This window comes from Micromonospora sp. WMMC250 (assembly GCF_027460215.1).
GTDB lineage: Bacteria > Actinomycetota > Actinomycetes > Mycobacteriales > Micromonosporaceae > Micromonospora > Micromonospora taraxaci.
This window is the reverse complement of sequence record NZ_JAPZBJ010000002.1, coordinates 3,177,027-3,196,047: the sequence shown is the minus strand read 5'-3', so window position 1 is coordinate 3,196,047 and position 19,021 is coordinate 3,177,027. Positions and strand designations below refer to the sequence as shown.

The window sequence follows — 19,021 nt, the reverse complement described above, 5'->3', positions numbered from 1 at the left end:
TCCCGACCCTGACTTTCGTCAAGCCCCGGCGGGCTCAGAGCACGTAGTCCTCCAGCAGTGCCGGGGTGAGCCCGGCACGGTGGATCGCCTTCAGCGCCGCGAGGAGGTCGTCCATCAGCGCCGGCCGGAAGTGCATGAGCAGCACGTCACCGGGTTGCACCACCTTCTCCGGGGTCTGGTAGCGCACCTTCCCCTCGTGGACGGTCTCGGTCCAGTGCACTACCGCCTTCGCGCCGCAGTCGTGGGCGGCCTTCAACGTGGTGCTGTCGTGTTCGCCGAACGGTGGGCGGAACAGCGTCGCCCGTCTGCCGAACAGCGCCTCCAACCGGTCCGCCGCTCCGCAGATCTCCCGCTTCTGGTAGTCGTACGACCGGCCGGCCAGCGAGTTGTGGTTGATGGTGTGGTTCTCGACGACCCCGCCCGCGACCTGAATCTGCCGGAAGTACTCGGGGTACTCCTCCGCCGCCGGTGAGTTCAGGAACATGGTGACCGGGATGTGCGCCCGCCAGACGAAGTCGGCCACCTCGCTCGGGCGGGCCAGGCCGCCGTCGTCGATGGTGATGAACGCGACCTTCTGGTCGGTCGGCAGGCGGTGCCAGAACGGGGCCGCGTCGGTGGTGGGCAGCGGCACCGGTTGCGGCGGCGGCGCCTCGGGGAAGGTCGGCACCTGCGAGAGATACCAGTCCAGGCTGCCGGGAGCGGGCTTCGCCGTCGGGGACGGCGAGGCGGACGGAGAGGTGGACGGCACGAACGGCGAGGCGGACGGGGTCGGCTGGTGCGCGGAGATCCGCCGGGCGTGCGCCGGGCCGGTTGTGCAGCCACTCAGCACCAGCAGGGCCAGAAGCGTTACGGCGGCGAGGCTTCGACGAGCCGGGGTCGCTGACACGCCCGGAAACCTACCGAAGTGACGTCAGGCCGGTGTGACCGGTGAACGCCGGACGACGAAGGCGTCGGGCATCCGGAAGGTGAGGTTGTCCGGGCACCAGGGCGGACGGACCACCCGCACCCCGTCCAGCAGCGGCGCGGCCTCGGCCACCACCACTGCCGCCTCCATCCGGGCCAGCACGTCGCCGACACAGCGGTGCGCGCCGGCCCCGAACGCCAGGTGCCGACGTGACCCGCGCTGGCCCGGGCGGAACTCATCCGGCGACTCCACGACCGCGGGATCCCGGCCGGCGCGACCCAACCACAGCACGAGGCTGCTGCCGGCCGGCACCGCCGTCCCACCCAGGGTGCTGTCCGTCGCTGCCACCCGCCGCCAGGTGACGATCGGCGGCTCCAGCCGCAGCCCTTCCTCCACGACGTCGGCGACGGAGACCTCGCCGCTGCGCAGGCCGGCCCGTACCGCCGGCTCGCCGGCCAGCCGGTGCAGCAGCAGGGTGAGGAACTGCGAGGTGGTCTCCTGCCCGGCGACCAGCAGGAAGAACAGCGCGCCGACCACCACGTCCGGCGGGTGCCCGGCCGCGCGCAACTCGGCCGCCAGGCCGCCGCCCGTGGCGGCGAAGTCCCGCAGTACGTGGTGGAACCGGCCCACCTCGGCGGCGAGCGCCACCTGCCGGTCGGCGTCCAGCGGTGCCCAGAACAACTCCAGCGCGGCACGGGCGAACTCCTTGACCGCGCCGACCGGGGCGTCCGGCAACTCCACCAGCCGGGCCAGCACCAGCAGCGGCAGGTCGGCGGCGAGGTCCGCGTACAGGTCGACCGACTCGTCGGCGTCGAGCGCGGCGGAGAGCCGGGCGACCCGGTCCCGCACCAGCGTGGTGAGCCACTGCCGTTGCGCGGCGACCCGGGAGGGGTGCAACGCGTCCGCGACGATCGTCCGGATCTGCGGATGGCTGACGCCCGAGTTGTTGGCGAGGGTCGGCGGTAGCCGGAACCGGTGCCCGGCGAGCACCCGCAGGGCGGTCACCGGCATCGGCGTCACCGCGTCCAGTGCGTTGTCCGGCCGGTAGGTGACCGGGTCGGCGAGGACCTGACGGACCAACGCGTGTCGGGTGACGACCAGGTGGGTGCCGCCGACGTGGTCCGGCACCCGGGCCACGTCCGGCCACGCGGGATCGGCCACCTGCGCCCAGCTGCGGAACAGCACCCGGACACGCTAGCCGGAGGCCCCCGGCAGCCCGGCCCGCAGTCGCCAGACGGTGGTGCGCTTCACCCGGACGCTCTCCAGCACCTCCGGCACCGGCACGTCGTACACGGCCAGCTCGTCGAAGCGGTCCTGGGGCAGGAACGCCCGGCCGGGGTCACCGACGAGCACCGGTGCGCCGGCCCGGGTGGCGCGCAGCAGGAACCGCAGGAACCGGCGGGCCATCGCGTCGCTGTAGAAGACGTCGCCGGCCAGCACCACCTCGGCGTCCCCGGCGTCGCCGTCGAGGATGTCGCCGAACTCGGCGTCGACGCGTACCCCGTTGGCCTCGGCGTTGAGCGCGACGGCCGCGACCGCCAGTTCGTCGACCTCGACGGCCCGCACGGACGCCGCTCCGGCGCGGGCGGCGGCGATGGCCACCAGACCGGAGCCGGAGGCGAGGTCGAGCACCCGGCGGCCGGCGACCAGCTCCGGGTGGTCGGTCACGTAGCGGGCGAGGGCCTGCCCGCCGGCCCAGGCGAACGCCCAGAACGGCGGCGGCCGGTCGGTGGAGAACTGGCCCTCCGTCAGCTCCCACAGCCCGATCGGCTCGTCCGCCTGGTGCAGGCGAACCTCGGGGACGAACGCGACGGGGGTGAGCCGGGCATGCAGCCGGACGAACGTGCTGGAGAGCTCGGACACGTCACCGATTGTCCCAGCGGCCCGACTCCGGGCGTGTCGCGGGGGAGTGGTGACCGGTTCACCACGGTCGGTGAAAACCCCTCCCGTCCTTAGCGCCCGGTGCGAACACACCCGTCTGGTCGGCCCCTCGCGCTGCTCCTAGCGTTGCCCAGTGGAGGCGACCGAACGGAGGGCGGCGGTGGTGACGGTGTGGCGGTACGCGGTGCGGGTCGGGGTGGTGCTGGCCTGTCTGAGCGGGGTGGAGCTGGCAGTGGCCGCTCCGGCGCAGGCGGCGTTCACCACCGAACTGAGTGGGCTGCCGGCCCGGTTCACCGCCGGTGAGCAGGTGCGCACGGTGTCCGCCGTCGTCTCCCGCACCGATCGGCGCGGAGGCTGCGTGAAGGTGCGCTGGTCGATGGTGCTGAGCGTGCAGGGCCTCCGACTCGACCAGGTCAAGATGGACCGGGTGGAGGAGGCCGGGGACTTCCCCCTGGACATCCGGACCGGGGGCGACGTCGCCCGGTTGACCGACCGGCAGCTCGACCCGGGCACCCTCTGCCCGGGCCGTACTGTCACCGCCCGCTACCGGGTGGCCTTCGCCGAGGACGTCACCCCGGGGCGGGTCACCCTCGCCGCCGAGGCGTACGACGCCAACTCGCGCCTGTTGGCCCGGCAGACCGCCACCCGTTCGGTGGTGGCCGCGGGTGGTGCCCCGACCAGCAAGCCGAAGCCGAGCGTCACCCCGCCGGAGCCCACCGACCCGCCGAGCGAGCCGGCCGAGGAGGAGACCACGGCCGGGGAGGAACCGGCCGCGGACTACCCGGTCGACGCCGCGCCGCCGGCCGCCGGCCGCCCGGTGTCGCAGTCCGGCGGGTTCGGTGCGGTGCAGGCCGCCTTCCTGCTCGGCGCGCTGCTGCTCTTCCTCGGCATGGGGTTGCTGCTGCGGCTGCGGCACCTGACCCGGCCTGCGGGCGACGAGGCGGACGAGGCCGACGGCCCGCCGGTGGACCGGCGGTGGGAACGCCCGACCGTCGACAGGTGGCGACCGGCCCGCCGCTGATCCGAGGACAGTGGGGGCCGGCGACCTGCCGCCGGCCCCCACTGTGTCACTTCGAGAACGCCTGGAACTCGGCGATCCGGACCTGGGCACGGGCCGGGCTGGCCGTCGCGCAGTCCGTCGTCGTGGCCGGGTCGGCGTCCTGCTCGCCCGCGTACTGCGGGCCGCCGGTGCACTGGCTGGCCAGCACCTCCAGCCGCAGGTGGGTGGCGAGGGTGGTGGGCACCGCGAACGTCCGCAGGTTGATGTCCCGGCTGTACGCCCGGTACGCCCCGCCGGGGAACGCGTCGTCCGCGCTGGTGTAGATCCGCTGCCAGCGCGCCGGGTCGGCGCAGTCGGTGGTCTTCGCGTTGCACGCCGACACCGCGAACGAGCGCAGCGCGCTGAGCGCGTTCTGGCTGCCGGTGTCGGCGTCGGCGGTGATCGCCGGGCGCAGCATCGCGCTGACGTTCACCCGCTTGACGGTCTGCGGGGCGTCCCCCGGCAGCGTCACCGTAACCTGCTTGCCGGCCACCCCGTCGAGCGAGGCCCAGTTCGTCGCCTCGGTGTCGTCGCCGACCCGGTCCAGGTTGACCCCGTCACCGGTGATCGTGGCCCCGGACGCGGTGGACGCCAGGTTACGGCTCATCCGCAGGTCGACGTACCCCTGCTTGCCGGCCGTGGCGACCACGCTGAGCCGCTGGTGGCCGAAGCCCGGCGCGACCGCCAGCAGGTCGTACGTGCCGGCCACCATCTCGACGGTGTCCGGGATCGGCGTGGCCGGGTCGGTGTCGGCGATCGGCACGGCCCGCGCCTCGTAGTGTCCGACGTAGACCCGGATCGGCGCGTCCGCGCTGTCCCCGCGCGGGCGCAGGGTGAGCGTGGCGTTGCCGCCGCGCGGTGAGGCGAAGCTCGGCGTCGGGTCGGTGTCGGCGGCGCCGTTGGTGACGGCGTCGCGGCCCATCCCGGAACGGGCGAACTCGGCCCAGATCAGGTCCTGGTTGGCACCACCGAAGCGGAGCAGGTCGGCGGTGAGCATGTTGTCCCGCATGTCGAGCATGCTGACCTGGCTGGCGGCCTGGAGCAGGAACGAGTCGAAGACCAGTTGCGACCAGCGCCGGTTGCCCGGGCACTGGTCGGCGGCGACCTTGCCCTGTGCGCAGTCGAGTTGCCGCTGCGGCGTGCCGAGCCCGTACCGCTTCACCAACGCCGAGCGGACCCGGAAGTTGGTCGCGCCCCAGATCTCCCCGTCGGCGTGCACCGCCGGGCCGCCGGTGTTGTAGCCGATGTCGGAGTAGTTCAGCGGGCTGCGGCTGAGGTCGTAGTTGCGGATGCCGCTGACCAGGTTGCCGGTGACGTAGCCGCCGGTGATGAAGGGCGTCTCGCCGGGTGCGCGCAGTCCGTGCTGGAAGAGGTACTCGGCGGCGAGCAGGTCGCCCCACGACTCACCCATCGCCCCGCCTTGGTGGCCGCTGATGCCGCTGTCCGGGCCGGCGATCATCCGGTTGGTGATCGCGTGGGTGTACTCGTGGCCGATCACCGTCATGTCGTAGTCGCCGTCCACACACGGCGGGTACGGCCCGCCCGCCTGCGGCTGCCACAGGTACATGTTGGTGGTCGGCGGCAGCCCGTCGCGCGGGGTGCCCTGGTTGGCGTTGTTGCGGTTGCCGGTCAACGCGCCCTGCTGGGCACGGCCCTGCTCGGCGTCACCGCCCAGCCCGGACGGGGTGAGGTTGACCGCCTGGAGGTTCCACGCCGACTCGGTGAAGCCCAACTGGTACGACCAGTCGTGCATCCGGTTGTGCATGGCGAAGAGGTTGGCGATCGACGCGTCCGCGTCGTTGCGCTGGGCGGAGGTGAACACCTCCGGGTTGCACTTCGCCTGGTGCCACTGGTCGGTGAACGGGTACTCGTAGCGGCGTTCCGGGCTGGTGGGGGCCGGGACGACAGGGGTGTTCGCGCCCCAGGAGAGCACCGTGTTGGCCGAGTTGCCGCGCGAGGTGTACGTCGGCGTGCCGGTTGCCGCGTCGACGTCCCACGGCTGGCCGGTGGCCGGGTCGCGCCAGGAGGCCACGCAGCCGGGCGCCGGGTCGGCGCACCACCGCACCCGGGGGTCCTGCCCCGGGCCGAGGTCGCGGGGCGGGGTGGCCGGGAAGACCGCCCAGCTGGGGTTGTCGGAGTCGTAGTCGACGAGATCCTCGCGGACCAGCACCTGCCCGGTGGTGCCGTCCACGTAGCTGGTGAACGCGGCGGGGTGCTCGGTGTCCGCGCCGATCATGGTGACCTCGTACGCGGCCCGGGGCCCGTCCACCGGGGTGGGCACTGCCACCGCCCGGACGGTGTGGCTGGCCACCGCGTCGGCGGTCAGCCTGGCGTCGGCGAGCGCTGCCTCGTACGCCTGCTCGGGGGTGCGGGTGGCCGGGGCGGGGGTGCCGCCGTTGCGGGCCAGCGAGGAGCTGACCGAGAGCACCGTGCCGCCCGCGACCGCGAGCGTGACGAGGCCGTCCGGCCCGGCCGGCAGGTCGCCGAAGCGTTGCCGGAGGGTGACCACGGCACCGCTGCCGATCGGCCGGACCAGCACGCGGTCCATGGCGGCCACCGAGGCGGCGTCCAGCCCGAACAGGTCGCGGTTGGCGGTCAGGTAGGCGCGGGCGGCGGCCTCCGGGTCGGCGGGCAGCCCGGTGGCGAGAGGGGTGCGACCAGGGCCGAGCGCCTGCGGGGTCCCGAGCCGGTTCCACCGGACGTCGGGGTCTGCGGCGCGGGCCAGGCCGCGCTGGCGGGAGTCGGGTGCCGCCGTACCGGTGCGGTTGTCGGCGTCGGCGGGCTCGTGGCCCTCGGCGAATGGTCCGGACGTGCGCTCGGCGGGCGCCGCGTTGCCGGTGGGGGCCGCGGTGCTCACGCCGGTGGGGAGCAGCGCGGCGACCGTCGCCGTCGTCGCCAGGACGGCGATGAGCCGGCGTCGACGCCGGCTCATCGGGGGTGACCACTCCGGTTGTGGCACGGGACCTCCTCGTGGGAGCGGGATGGCCGGCGGTCGCCGACCGTCGATGCGCGGTAACGCATGCGCATACGTGGATATCAGTCGATCGTGGTGGCGGCAAGGCCCGGGTAGGTCGGCATGTCGCGGGATCGCGGAAAGACGAAGCCGCCCTCGGGGTGTCCCGGGGCGGTCGCGACGATCGGTGTGGGGAGGTGGGCCGGTGGTCGGCCGGCTACGGGTGCGGCGTGTTCAGTCGGTCGGCGCCCAGTCGGGGTCGCGGCCGAAGGCGGCCAGGAGGTGGTCCTGTTCGTCGGCGTCGTCGGGCACCCGTACCCCGGTGCGGACCAGGTTGTTGCGCCGGTAGTCGTCGATCTGCCCGGCGAACCACTGGGCGGCCACGTGCACCGCGTCCGGGTCGAGCCGCGGCTGGGCGCCGATCGCCACGGCCACGTCCCACCCGTGGATCAGGTGCTCGGCGAGGAGTTGCCGGAGGTATTCCGCGGCCGGTGTCTCGCCACTGGAGAGGTGCACGGTGCGGTCGATCGTGCCCGGGTGGGTGGCGGCGATCTCGGCCTGTGCGGCGGCCTCCCGTGCGGTCGAGATCGGGTCGGTGCCGAGCTGGTCGCCGTCGAGTCGGTCGCCGACCTCCTCGATGGTCCGGCCGGCGAGGAGCGGGACGCTCCACCGGGCCTCGGTGACCACGTGGTTGACGAGCGTGCGGACGTTCCAGTCCGAGCAGGGTGTCGGGTCGGACCACTGGCCGGGCTCGACCTGGTCCACCCGGTCGACGAACTCGGCCAGGCTCCGGCGGTACGCCTCCAGCAGATCCATGCTGCCGATTGTTCCGGTCGGAGGGGCGGGACGAGCCGTTTTGCCCGGCCTGGTCGGGGATTGGTGCTTTCTGCCCGGCTCAGTCCAGGTCGGTGGGGTCCAGACCGAGCTCCCGGGCGGTGACCAGCCGGACCCACTCGCCGAACTGCCGGCGGGAGATCACCCGGTCGTGCACGGCCAGTTGGACGGCGAGACCGTCCATGACCGCGCTGATCCGCCAGGCGGCTCCGTCCGGGTCCGCGCACTGGAAGGTGCCGTCGGCCACCCCGGCGGAGATCACCTCGGCGAGGTCCTGCCGCCAGCGCAGATCGAGTCGGCGGGAGACCTTCTCCAACTCCGGAGTGCGCAGCGACTCGGACCAGCCGTCTATCCACATCGACCAGGAGGTCGCCCGCCCGGCCGGGGTGTAGAGCTTCAAGATCCGGCGGAGCTTGGTCAGCGGCGGGGCCGAGGAGCGGGTCACCGCGTCCAGTCGGGCCAGATCCTGCTCGACCGCGTACGCGAAGGCCTGCGCGAGCAACCGTTCCTTGGTGGCGAAGTGGTAGAAGACCAGGGCCTGGCTCACGCCTGCCGCGTTCGCCACGTCCGCCGTTCGGGTGTTGGCCAGACCGCGCTCCACGATCACGTCGCAGGCGGTGCGCAGCAGGGCATCCAGGCGGATTTCGGCCGCACGTCTCGTCACGACCGTTACCGTAGCCCATCCGAGTGAACACGAACAGTTACGGCCGCCTGCTGAGCGGCGCTCGGGTCAGTCGGAAGCCGGACACTTTCCCGGGGTGCCGTCGATCGTTCTGTAGGGGAGCATTCACCGAGGTCTGCCGCCGGAAAGCGCGTGCGGGCGGTCCGTCGGTCGAGCTGCGACACGGTGATGACGATCGTTGCCTGGCGGTGTCGGAGTGTGACCGCCACCAGCGCGTCGAGGCACCAGGCCATCCTCCTAGGAAGCCTGCGGGGGATGGTGGCGATCTCGTCCACGACGGGTCAGACGCGCCGAGACGACCCCGAGTTGGCAGTCGTTCGCCGGCTCGGCTAAAGTTCTCATCCGTCACCCGGGAACGTCCGGGGGCGTGCGGACGTAGCGCAGCTGGTAGCGCATCACCTTGCCAAGGTGAGGGTCGCGGGTTCGAATCCCGTCGTCCGCTCGGAGCTGCCGCCACGCATGACGGGGGCAACCTCGGTGGGGTGGCCGAGAGGCGAGGCAACGGCCTGCAAAGCCGTGTACGCGGGTTCAAATCCCGTCCCCACCTCGGCAACAAGCACGGGCGATTGGCGCAGTGGGAGCGCGCTTCCTTGACACGGAAGAGGTCACTGGTTCAAACCCAGTATCGCCCACCACGGGAAACGGCCCGTCACCGGAACATCCGGTGGCGGGCCGTTTCGCATGTGCCACCGGCGGTCAGTCCACGCTGAGCCGGTAGCCGATTCCGCGTACGGTCTGCACGCCCACTGTGGCGTCGGCGAGGCGCAGTTTGCGCCGCAACCGCTTGACGGCCGAGTGCAGGACGGACGAGTCGCCGAGGTAGGCGCACCCCCAGACCGACTCGAAGAGCTTCTCGTACGTCCAGACTCCGACCGGTGCGGTGGCGAGTTGGGTGAGCAGGCGGTGTTCGAGCCGGGTCAGGGCCAGCGGCTGCCCCTGCCACGTCACCAGGTGGTCGAGAGGGTCGATCTCCAGGTCGCCGAGGGTGATCCGGCCGGAGGTGGGGGTCGGGGCCGTGGCGGAAGCGGAGACGGCGGCCGAAGGGGTGGCGGCGACGGTGGGTTCGGTCGCAGGGCCGACGACCGGGGCCGGTCCGCCGATCGCGGGCGGGCCGATCATCGCCTGCAACGCGGCGAGGTCGGTGCAGATCACCAGGGTGCCGAGCCCGTCCAGCCGCCGCACCATCCGTTCGCGTACCGACACGTCGGCCGTCACGCAGAACACGAGGGACACGCCATCGATCACTGTTGTACCTCCCCAGGTGCCAGTGAAAGACAACGCTGTCTGAACCCCATAGTCAATGGTTTCCGGCAGGTAGCCATCGTGATCGACTCGGATCCGCCGACGTCGGGCCTCCCGGCGCGTACGGCTCAGAACGTCAACACGCGGAACTCGCCCACCGGCCGGAAACCGAGGCGGCGGTAGACCGACTCGCCGATCGGCGAGGAGGTGAGCGCGGCAGTGCGGGCACCCCGCTCGCTGGCCAGGCGTAGTGCCGCAGTGGTCATCGCCGCACCGATGCCCCTGCGCCGCTGCTCGGGCTGCGTACCCACGAAGTAGAGCGTGACCAGGCCGTGGCTGAGCCAGGCGACGGCGGTGCCGACGACCCGGCCGTCGTCCAGCCGGCCGGCCAGTCTGATCACCGTGCCGTCACCGGAGAACGCCTTCTCCCGCTCGATCGTCGCCGCCACACCGTCCGCCGGGATTCCCGACACCCGGGCGTAGGCCGTGACGAACGCGGCCAGGTCGGTGGTCTCGGCGATGTGCAGGCCGGCCGGAGTCGGACCCTGCGCCGCCTCGTCGATCACCGCGGTCATGATCGGCAGGCGGGCGGACTCGACAGCCCCGAGGGAGACCAGGCCGTCGCTCGTGCCGGGGTCGCTGTCCGGGCCGACCCACCACACCCGGGGTACGCCGTGCAGGCGCTGCCGGGCCTCCAGGATCGCGGCCTGCGGTGTGCGCCCGGTCACGCGCAGCACGCCGTTGAGGGTCGGGTGCGGCACGTCGCTGCGGTAGGTCGTCAGGTCAGGACCTCCGACCGGGCCGATGTTCCAACCGAGCAGGTACGCCCGGTGCGCGGCCAGCACCGTGTCCAGGGACTCCATGATCTGGATCGTAACGCGGTGTCGGACACCCCTCGACCAGCCAAAACGGCGGTGACCGTCATCCGGTCGCGGAGAGCAGCGCCTCGGCGAGGTCGGTGCGGGCGCTGAGCAACGTGCGGCCCTGCCGGTGGGTCACCACCAGGCCGGCCGCGCGTAGTGCGGTGAGGTGTTGGGAGACCCCGGCGGGCGACATCTCGCTGCGCCGGGCCAGCTCGGTGGTGCTCACTGGCGAGGTCAGCTCGGTGAGCAGCCGGGCCCGCCCGCGACCGAGCACGGCGGCCAACGCCTCCGGTACGCCGCTCGGACGTTCCCAGAGCGTGCCGAGCCCACGGGCGGGATAGGCGAGCTGTGGCGCGTCCCCGGCGGACACGCTCAGCACCGACGGCCACACGAAGACGGACGGGATCAGCACGAGGCCCGGGCCGTCCGTGACGTCCGGCGCCAGGCAGTGCCGCTGCGCGACGAGCAGTGTGTCGTCCTCCCACCGGACCTGCCGGTGGAGGTCGTTGAGGAGTACCGCCGCGCCGTCCTCGGCGAGGATGCGGGCGCGGGAGGTGACGTCCGCGTCGAGCAGCAGCCGCAGCCGGGACCAGTGCGGGGCCAGCGCGATCCGCCAGTACGCCTCGATCTCGTCGGTCAGTCGGCGTAGCCCGCTCGGCGGGTCGGCGTGCAGGGCGGCGAGGGCCGGTGTGCGCTCTCCCGGGTACAGGTCCAGGTGCCCGCGGACCGTGGAGGCGGGTGTGGCGCGCAGTGCGGCCAGTTCGGCGGCCAGGTCGGGGGTGAGGCCGGTGGGCGGCGGGGTGAGGAAGTCGGCCAGGTAGCCGGGCGGGGCCGGCACGAGCTGCCAGAGCAGCCCGCCGGTCGGGCCGGCCAACCCGGCGTCGACAAGGGGCTGACGGACCCGGCGCACCCAGGGCAGGTGCACGGCGTGGTCCCCGGGGTCGCGCAGCACCCGGACGCTCGCGACGACCTCCCACAGGCAGGAGACGGCGAACCGGATGCGGGCGACCGCGCCCGCCGACAGGCTGATGGCGACCACGGCACCCCCGGTGGATTCAGCTGGGACTGAAACATTATCGCCGGGCCCGGGCGCGTCCGACACTTGCCGGGTGAGCGAACACCACACCCGAGCTGAACTGTTCCGATCCCTGCACACCCCCGGGTCGCCGCTGGTCCTGGTCAACGCCTGGGATGCCGCGAGCGCCCGCATCGTGGCGGCTGCCGGCGCCCGCGCGGTGGCCACCACCAGCGCCGGCGTCGCCTGGAGCCTCGGCGCGTCGGACGGCGACGTCCTCGGCCGCGACGCGGCAGTCGGCCTGGTCGGCCGGATCGTCGCCGCCGTGTCGCTGCCGGTCACCGCGGACATCGAGTCCGGGTACGGGACGACGCCGGCTGAGGTCGGCGCGACCACCCGCGCGGTGCTGGACGCCGGCGCTGTCGGGGTGAACGTCGAGGACGCCCTTCACGGCGACGGCGGGCCGTTGCGGGACGTGTCCGACCAGTGCGCGCGGATCGGCGCGGTGCGGGCGGCGGCCGACGCGGCGGGTCTGCCGCTCTACGTCAACGCCCGGATCGACACGTTCCTCACCGGCGCGGGAGGCCTCGACGAGACGGTCGCCCGGGCCGTGGCCTACCTCGCGGCCGGCGCGGACGGCATCTTCGTACCGGGCGTGGTCGACCCGGTGACCGTCCGCGCGCTGGTGGAGGCGGTGCCGGCGCCGCTGAACGTGCTCGCCGGACCGGGTGCCCCGTCGGTCGGGGAGTTGGCCGGCCTGGGGGTGGCCCGGGTGAGTCTCGGCTCGGCGGTCGCGGAGGCCGCGTACACGGTTGCCCGCCGGGCGGCGGACGAGGCGCTGGGCGCGGGCACCTACGGCGCGTTGGGGGATGCCCTCGACTACGGCACGCTCAACGCTCTGATGCGCTGAGCGAGCGCGCATTTTCCCCGCCCGAGCGTCACGGACCGGCCGCCCTCGTCGAGGTGGCCGGTCCGTGATCGCCTGACCTGCCGGCTGCGCCGGCGACGAGACGTCGTCGTGTCACATCGGCGGGGCGATGTCCCGCCGCTCCTCGACGTGGCGGTACTCCACCGGCTGCTCGGTGGTCGTGACCACCTGGCGACGCCGACCCCAGATCACCGTGGTCATGATCAGGCCGAGCACGCCGGCGCCCATCAGGATCCAACCGACCACGTCGAGGTTGATGCCGCCGACGCTCGCGTCCAGCGCGAAAGTGAGGATCGCGCCGAGCGCGATCAGGAAGATGCTGGTGCCGATACCCACGACAGCCTCCTTAAGGGGGTGTGGTGCGCTGTCGAGTCCCTCTGTACCCCGGTGGCGACCAGCGCAATCGCCAACCGTCCAGGGTGCCGCGCCAAGCGATCTTGGCATCGGGTAGAGTTCACCTGTCGCCGGCGCGAGTCGGGGACGTGCGGACGTAGCGCAGCTGGTAGCGCATCACCTTGCCAAGGTGAGGGTCGCGGGTTCGAATCCCGTCGTCCGCTCGCGATCTGCCCCACCGGGGCCTGACTGCCGGGTTCGGCGGTCGCCACGGGCGATTGGCGCAGTGGGAGCGCGCTTCCTTGACACGGAAGAGGTCACTGGTTCAAACCCAGTATCGCCCACCATCCATACGTGGATCAGCTGGCCCGTTACCGGACTCCGGTAACGGGCCTCGCCGTTGTGACGGCCTGTCACTCGCCGGCGCGGAGCACCTCGCTCAGCCGGTCGCGTCGCCGCAGCGCCGACTCGACAGGTACGACGGTGGTGGCCGCTGCCAGCAGCACCACGCCCACCAGGGCGAGCAACCACCACGGCAGGACCGCCGCCGGGTCGGTGCCCTGGCCGGTGAGCAGCCGCAGGTCGAGCGGGCCGAGCGTCAGGTGCGCGAGCAGGGTCGCGAGCAGCGGACCGCACACCGCGGCGACCACGACCGGTGGCAGCACCTCTCCGGCGGCGACCCAACGGGCGTCGCGTGGTCGCAGGCCGAGGGTCCGCAGCCGGGTCAGGGTCTGCCACCGTTCCGACGCGCCGGCGGCGGCGGCGAGCGTGAGGCCGAGCAGCCCCAGCGCCAGCAGCACCGCGGCGGCCGTCCACGCCAGCCGGAGGAGCCCCGCGGTCAGCGGAGCCACTCGCTGCGCCCGCAGGACGTCCGCGCGCAGCACGACGTCGGCGGCGACGCCGCTGTTCGACACGGCCTGCGCCGCGCCGGGGCCGGTCACCCAGACGGTGTTCGGAACGGCGGGCAGCCCGGCGTCGGCGAGGGCCGCGGCGTCCACGATGACGACGTCGGCGACGCCGCCGACGGAGGGCGCGGTGCCGACCGCGGCGAGACGGATCGCCGGTGCGCGGTCGCGGGGTAGCTGTAGCCGCGTGCCGGTCCGCAGAGCGCCGTCGCCCGATCGGACCAGCGCCGGGACGTCCCCGGGGCCAGGACCGGGTGCGGTGAGCCGGGCCAGTGCCGGCGCGTCCGGCAGCGCAGTGGTGGCCAGCAGGCGCTGGAACGCGGCGGTGTCCACGATGACCAGTCGTGGGGTGAGCAGCGTCGATTCGCTGAAGAGGCGCGCGGAGTCGGTCACCTGCGCGACGACGACCTGCTCCACCCCGGGTGCGGCGGCGATGCGCTCGGCCAGCGCGGGCGTGGCGGCCGCGGCGTCGGCACCGACGTCGAGGCGGGCGTCGGCACCGACGGTGCTCCACGCGCCGTCGCCCAGGCCCCGGGTGACGGTGGTGCCGAGGATGAGCGCGAACGACGCCAGCGCCGTGGTGCTGACCAGCACGAGCAGCGGCAGCGCGCGTCCGGTCGTCGTGGCCGCCTGGGCGGCACCGAACACGGCCAGCGGGCGGCGCGAGCGCAGGGCCTGGCGGAGCGTGAACCGCGCCGCGAGGGGCAGCAGCCGGAGCAGGACGAGAGCGCCGACGAGCGCGCCCAGAGCGACGGCGCTGATCGGCAGGATCAGGTCGCCGGTCAGCTCACCGGTGTCGTCGTCGGAGGCGACGGGCAGAAGCCCGCGTTGGTGCAGTGTGACGAAGGCGGCGACCGCGGCGATCAGGACAGCGACTTCCACGGCGGCGCGGCGCAGTTGGCCGGTGGCCCGGATCCAGCGCCGAGCGGCCGGGTTGGCGGGCTGCCGTCGGTCGCGGCTGGCGCGGGCGGCGGCGAGGGTGCCGAACGCCGGCCCGGCGACGGCACCCGCCAGCACCACGGGAACGGCCCAGGCCCAGGAGACGCCCGGAACGACCGCGCGGGCGAGCGCGAGCCCGACGGCGGCGGCCGACAGGGACACCACAGTGGACTCGACGACCAGTTCCGCCCCGAGGTCGGGTAGTGCCGCCCCACGCTGCCGGGCGACGCTCAGCGCCGCGGTACGGCGGCGGACCAGCAGGTCGGCGGCGAGCAGCAGGACCAGTACCGTGGCGGTCAGCACCCCGGCCAGCAGGACGGCGGCCTGTGCGAAGGCGGCAGTGATCTGCGTACGGGCGTCGCGCAGGGCCGTCTCCAGCTGCGACTCCCACCTCAGGGACTGGTCGCGGTCGCTCGATGCGCCGGAGGTGGCCTTGAGCTTGACCACCCGACTGGCGAGCGTGGCGGTGGTGTCCCAGGTGAGCGCGCCGGGTTCGGGCGCGAAGTGGATGGTGCGCGGCAGTTGGTCCTCGTTCACGGCGAGCCGGGCGTCCGGTAGCGACTCGCGGGACAGCAGGCCGCCGAAGCGGGTGATCCCCACGCCGTCGACGCCGGGCACCGGGCGCAGGAGCGCCGGGGCGAGTCGCCAGGCCGGGTCGTCGCTGTCCGCGGGTCGGTAGATCCCGCTGATCCGGACGTCCTTGTCGCGGCCCTGGCTGTCCTTGACCGGGATTCGGTCGCCGGGGCCGAGGTCGAGTGCGGCGGCGTCCGCCTCGGAGAGACCCACCTGCACCGGCCAGGGCGGCCCGTCGTAGGGGGTCTCCACGTACTCGTCGACGACGGCAGGGCCGGGCGCGCTGCCGGCGATCCAGGTCACGTCCGGGCCGTCGCGGTCACCGGCCAGGTAGGTGAACTGGAAGGTCCGTGGCGTGCTGCCGTCGGTGACGGTGAGGATCGGGCCGTTGACGACGGTGACGGGTGGGAGCAGCGCGGCGTCCAGGTCCGGCCCGAGCGCGGACGTCACCCGGGCGCGGAAGTCGTCGACGTCGTCGGCGAGGCGGGGCATCCGGACCCGTCCGCCGTTCGGTCCGTCGTCGCGTTCCCAGTCGGCGTGCGCGAGGACGTTCGCGTCGGGGCCGGCGCGGCGGACCGTGTCCCGCACGGCGTCGTCGGCGGCGGCGCGGAGCAGCGCCGGCGCCGCCCCGGCGAGCAGCGCGACGGTCGCGATGACGGCGGCGGTGAGCAGCAGCGGTCCGGCGTCGGTGCGGCCACGGCCACGGATGCTGGGCCAGTGCACCGCCGGCAGTCGGCGGGTCAGCCACCGGTTCACGGCGCCACCCGCAGGTGTGCGGCGTCGGCCCGGCGGACCTGGACGCTGACCACGACGGCGACCGCCAGCATGCATCCGGCCAGCAGTACGGCGAGCAGCGTGGCCTCGGCCGGCCACGGCCAGTGCGGTTGGGCGGCCGGGACGGGCGCGGCGCCGGTGTCGGAGCGCACGAGCAGGGGAGCGACGACGCCGGTGGCGAGCGCGCCGACGGCCGCGCCCGCCGCGAGCAGGGGCAGCAGGACACCGGCGTGCTGACCGAGCAGAACGGCCCGGATGCCGCGCCGGGACATTCCCAGGCCGCGCAGCCGCGCCACCTCGACGGCGCGGACCTGTAGGTCACAGGTGACGTGCAGGACGACGCCGGCGAGCAGCAGCAGGGCCGCGGCCGGGACGATGAGCCGCAGCGAGGCCGGCAACCCGGCCTGGAGCGGGCCGCCGATGAGGCGGGCGGTCTCCGCTTCGCGGGTCGCGACGGTCCCCAGGTGCAGGGCGGCGGCCCGCTCGGCGGCACCGGGCCCGGCCGGGTGACCGACCCACCACGCATCGACCGGGAACGTCAGGTCGCCGGTGACGACGCGTGCGCGGGACAGTGTGTCCAGGTCGGCCAGGACGGCGACGGCGCCGGGGGCGGACGGTACGGTCGGCACGACCTCGGCGACGACGATCGGGACGGGCGTGATGCCGACCGTGACGCTGAGCTGACTGCCCCGGTCGGCACCGACCTCGCTGGCAAAGCGCTCGGAGACGGCGACGGGCACCCGGCCGGGGTCCGGGAAGGCGCTGGCGACGAGGGTCCGGGCGGCGTCCTCGGCGCCGCCGAGGTCGACTGTCGCTGCCATCCGCAGCGTCGTTCCCGTCGGCGTGGCGGACACCAGGGCGGTCGGGTCGGTCACCTTGCCCGGGACCGGCGGCGCGGACGTGGCGGTCCAGTCCGATCCGTCGGTGGACTCCTCCACCGCCGATCCGGCGGGCGGCACGGTGAGTGTGACGGCTACGGCGACGCGCCCGCCGACCGGTTCGGCGGTGACCGGCAGGGCGACCGCGACGAGGCGCAGCCCGTCAGTCGTCGCGCAGGCGGGCAGCCGCACCTCCTGGCCGTCGAGTGGTACGGCGGGACCGGTGCAGGAGGTGCGGAGGCCGGTGGCGTCCTGCAGCAGCAGCCGGGGCGTCACCGCGAGTGGGGTGCCGCCGGTGGTGGTGCCGCTCAGGACGAGCGGAGCGCCGGTCGGAATGGCGATGCCGGTGACCCGCGTGCGTGGGGCCAACGCGGCGCCCACGTCCGCCCAGCCGCTGTCGCCGTCCAGCCGCCCGCGCAGCAGCGCGTCGGCACGGGCGGTGTCGACGGCGACCAGGCGCGGTGCGTCGCCGGCGGTGCCGAGCCACTGACCGACCGAGGTACCACGGTCGAGGACCGGACTCACCGCCCCCGCGGTGGCCGCGCCGACGGCCGCGCCGTCTCCGGCCACCGGTGTCGTGGTGAGGGTGAGGGCCAGGTCGGTGCCGACGGAGACGGCGGCCTGGTCACGCTGCGACTGGTGCCACGTGTCGTCGAAGGCGAGGCCGAAGGTTCCGGCCGCGCAGGCCAACCCGACGAGTAGACCGGCGGCGACCGCCTGGGGCCGGCGGGCGGCCTCGGCGACCGCCAGCGGAAGGGCCAGCCCACGGGCCCGGTACGCCAGCCGGTCGACACCACGCAGGGCGGGCAGCACCACCCGGAGAGCCAGGGCGGCGCCGGCGGTGAGCAGCAGCGCCGGCGCGAGCACCCGCACCGCGTCGGCGCGAGGGCTGGCGGCGGGGGGCTGCGCGTACAGCTGCCACCATCCGACGGCGGCGAACACCGCGAGCATCAGGTCGGCGCCGGACCGGGCCAGCAGTGCGCGGCGGGTGCGCCGGTCACCGGCCGCCGGGACGGGCCGGATCGCCAGGACGGTGAGTACGGCGGCGAGGACGAGCGCGCCGCCGGCGACCGCGAGGACCTGGGCACCGATGACGGCCGGCCGGACGGCCAGGCCGACGCCGTCCAACGGCGGTAGGTGGGTCAGGCCGGCGTGCAGGGCCGACGAGGCCGGTATCGCGAGCGCGGCGGCGACGGTGGCGACGAACCCGGCCTCGAGTGTCGCGGTGGCGGCGAGCTGGCGACGACTGGTGCCCAGGGCGGACCGCAGAGCGGTCTCGTCGGCGCGGAGGCCAGCGGTCAGCCGGCCGGCGAGGACGAGCGCCGTCGCGGCCAGGACGCCACCGAGGACGGCGACGGCGAGCACGACGGCGGCGGTGACACGCCGTTGGTCGTCGGCGGCCCGCAGGGTCAGCGGCAGCTCGGAGGAGACACGGGCGAGCTGGACGCGGTCGCCGAGGGTGCCGGCCAGCCGGCGGTCGGCATTCTCGACGGCCCCGGCCACGGCCGTCAGGTCACGGCGGTTGTTGTGGGACAGGTCCGGATGGGCGGTGACCTCCATCCGGTCGACTGTCGCTCCCGTGGTGACCAGGTCGGCGAAGTCGACGAGGAACGGGCCGTAGGCGTTGACCGGCTGCATGAACCGGCCGTCCCGGTAGCCGGTGGCCGAGCCGGCCGCGGCCAACGGGTCGCGGTCCCAGCCGCGGCCCGGCAGCGGGCGTACGACACCGACGACTGTCACGTCGAGGGCCGGGACGGGAGGGTGGGCCAGCTCCGCGCCGAGTCGCACCCGACGACCGGGGGTGAGGTCGAGCAGCTGGGCGGTGGACTCCAGCAGCACCGCGTCGCCCGGCTGTCGTGGCCAGTGCCCGGTGACCAGCTCGGCCCGGGTCGGCAGGTCGTCCAGCCCGGACAGGTACGCCTGGGCGCCGACGGTGGTGCCCGGGGCGAGCGTCGGCGGTAGCGCCCGCAGCACCGTCGACGCCCGCGCGGTCGTCGTCACCGGGAACGGTGCGAGCGTGGAGGCGACGGCGGTGCGGGTGTCGGCGGCGACGGACGGCACGTTCGGGCCCTCGACAGCGCCGGTGTAGACGGTCACGTCGACGGCGGCGGGGGCGGCGCGGGTCATGGCGACCTCCAACGCCCGCTCGGCGGTGCGGGTGACCAGCAGGGTGCAGGTGCCCAGCAGCGTCGCGCCGATCGTGACGACCCCGAGGAGCGCTGCCAGCAACGGCCACTGCGCGCGGGCGCGCCGGCTGACCAGCCTCAGCATCGTCGTG

At 74.1% G+C, this 19,021-nt stretch carries 14 protein-coding genes and 5 tRNA genes; 7 read left to right on the top strand and 12 right to left on the bottom strand.

The features are described 5' to 3' along the window. Positions 1-34: 34 nt before the first annotated feature. Genes O3438_RS13980 through O3438_RS13970 form a run of 3 tightly spaced genes read right to left on the bottom strand, consistent with a single transcriptional unit; the run spans position 35 to position 2,767 of the window. A complete protein-coding gene (locus O3438_RS13980; RefSeq protein ID WP_269680385.1) occupies positions 35-886 on the bottom strand; it encodes a polysaccharide deacetylase family protein in 852 nt (283 codons plus the stop codon). A gap of 24 nt (positions 887-910) precedes the next feature. Further along, a complete protein-coding gene (locus O3438_RS13975; protein WP_269680384.1) occupies positions 911-2,089 on the bottom strand; it encodes a cytochrome P450 in 1,179 nt (392 codons plus the stop codon). 9 nt (positions 2,090-2,098) lie between these two features. Beyond that, a complete protein-coding gene (locus O3438_RS13970) occupies positions 2,099-2,767 on the bottom strand; it encodes a class I SAM-dependent methyltransferase (RefSeq protein ID WP_269680383.1) in 669 nt (222 codons plus the stop codon). 151 nt (positions 2,768-2,918) lie between these two features. On the opposite strand from O3438_RS13970, the gene O3438_RS13965 reads away from it, so the two are divergent. Continuing rightward, positions 2,919-3,806 (top strand): hypothetical protein, encoded by an 888-nt coding sequence (locus O3438_RS13965; protein WP_269680382.1) that lies wholly within the window; start codon positions 2,919-2,921, stop codon positions 3,804-3,806. Positions 3,807-3,852: 46 nt separating this feature from the next. On the opposite strand, the gene O3438_RS13960 is transcribed toward O3438_RS13965, so the two are convergent. The 3 genes from O3438_RS13960 to O3438_RS13950 form a co-directional block, all read right to left on the bottom strand. Continuing rightward, entirely contained in the window at positions 3,853-6,783 is a 2,931-nt protein-coding gene (locus tag O3438_RS13960; RefSeq protein ID WP_269680381.1) for a M36 family metallopeptidase, read from the bottom strand. A gap of 228 nt (positions 6,784-7,011) precedes the next feature. Next, complete coding sequence (locus O3438_RS13955; RefSeq protein WP_269680380.1) at positions 7,012-7,593, bottom strand: TIGR03086 family metal-binding protein; 582 nt, start codon at positions 7,591-7,593, stop codon at positions 7,012-7,014. A 79-nt stretch (positions 7,594-7,672) separates the two neighbouring features. Beyond that, complete coding sequence (locus tag O3438_RS13950) at positions 7,673-8,275, bottom strand: TetR/AcrR family transcriptional regulator (protein WP_269680379.1); 603 nt, start codon at positions 8,273-8,275, stop codon at positions 7,673-7,675. Between the two features lie 387 nt (positions 8,276-8,662). Here O3438_RS13950 and O3438_RS13945 point away from each other — a divergent pair. The 3 genes from O3438_RS13945 (at position 8,663) to O3438_RS13935 (ending at position 8,928) form a co-directional block, all read left to right on the top strand. Then, positions 8,663-8,735 (top strand) — tRNA-Gly (locus O3438_RS13945). Between the two features lie 34 nt (positions 8,736-8,769). Then, positions 8,770-8,840, top strand: a tRNA-Cys gene (locus O3438_RS13940). A 13-nt stretch (positions 8,841-8,853) separates the two neighbouring features. Further along, positions 8,854-8,928: transfer RNA gene (locus O3438_RS13935), tRNA-Val, on the top strand. A 61-nt stretch (positions 8,929-8,989) separates the two neighbouring features. Here O3438_RS13935 and O3438_RS13930 read toward each other — a convergent pair. The 3 genes from O3438_RS13930 to O3438_RS13920 all read right to left on the bottom strand — a co-directional run bounded on the left by O3438_RS13930 (position 8,990) and on the right by O3438_RS13920 (position 11,437). Continuing rightward, positions 8,990-9,478, bottom strand: coding sequence for a winged helix-turn-helix domain-containing protein (locus O3438_RS13930; RefSeq protein WP_442929723.1), 489 nt, complete (start codon positions 9,476-9,478; stop codon positions 8,990-8,992). A 185-nt stretch (positions 9,479-9,663) separates the two neighbouring features. Continuing rightward, positions 9,664-10,398, bottom strand: coding sequence for a GNAT family N-acetyltransferase (locus O3438_RS13925; protein ID WP_269680378.1), 735 nt, complete (start codon positions 10,396-10,398; stop codon positions 9,664-9,666). A 58-nt stretch (positions 10,399-10,456) separates the two neighbouring features. Next, entirely contained in the window at positions 10,457-11,437 is a 981-nt protein-coding gene (locus O3438_RS13920) for an ArsR/SmtB family transcription factor (protein ID WP_269680377.1), read from the bottom strand. 70 nt (positions 11,438-11,507) lie between these two features. Between O3438_RS13920 and O3438_RS13915 the strand changes: the two genes are divergently transcribed. Beyond that, the gene (locus tag O3438_RS13915) at positions 11,508-12,323 is read left to right on the top strand and encodes an isocitrate lyase/PEP mutase family protein (protein WP_269680376.1); all 816 of its coding nucleotides are present in this window, start codon (positions 11,508-11,510) and stop codon (positions 12,321-12,323) included. A 111-nt stretch (positions 12,324-12,434) separates the two neighbouring features. Here O3438_RS13915 and O3438_RS13910 read toward each other — a convergent pair whose 3' ends face one another. Continuing rightward, positions 12,435-12,677 carry a DUF6458 family protein gene (locus O3438_RS13910; RefSeq protein WP_269680375.1) on the bottom strand — a complete coding sequence of 81 codons (243 nt, stop codon included), beginning with the start codon at positions 12,675-12,677 and terminating at the stop codon, positions 12,435-12,437. Positions 12,678-12,825: 148 nt separating this feature from the next. On the opposite strand from O3438_RS13910, the gene O3438_RS13905 reads away from it, so the two are divergent. Together O3438_RS13905 and O3438_RS13900 are read left to right on the top strand one after the other, a co-directional pair. Further along, positions 12,826-12,898: transfer RNA gene (locus O3438_RS13905), tRNA-Gly, on the top strand. A gap of 48 nt (positions 12,899-12,946) precedes the next feature. Next, positions 12,947-13,021: transfer RNA gene (locus O3438_RS13900), tRNA-Val, on the top strand. Positions 13,022-13,087: 66 nt separating this feature from the next. Here O3438_RS13900 and O3438_RS13895 read toward each other — a convergent pair. After that, a complete protein-coding gene (locus tag O3438_RS13895) occupies positions 13,088-15,847 on the bottom strand; it encodes an FtsX-like permease family protein (RefSeq protein ID WP_269680374.1) in 2,760 nt (919 codons plus the stop codon). Then, entirely contained in the window at positions 15,844-19,014 is a 3,171-nt protein-coding gene (locus O3438_RS13890; RefSeq protein WP_269680373.1) for an FtsX-like permease family protein, read from the bottom strand. Before O3438_RS13890 ends, O3438_RS13895 begins: the two co-directional genes overlap by 4 nt. Positions 19,015-19,021: the final 7 nt, after the last annotated feature.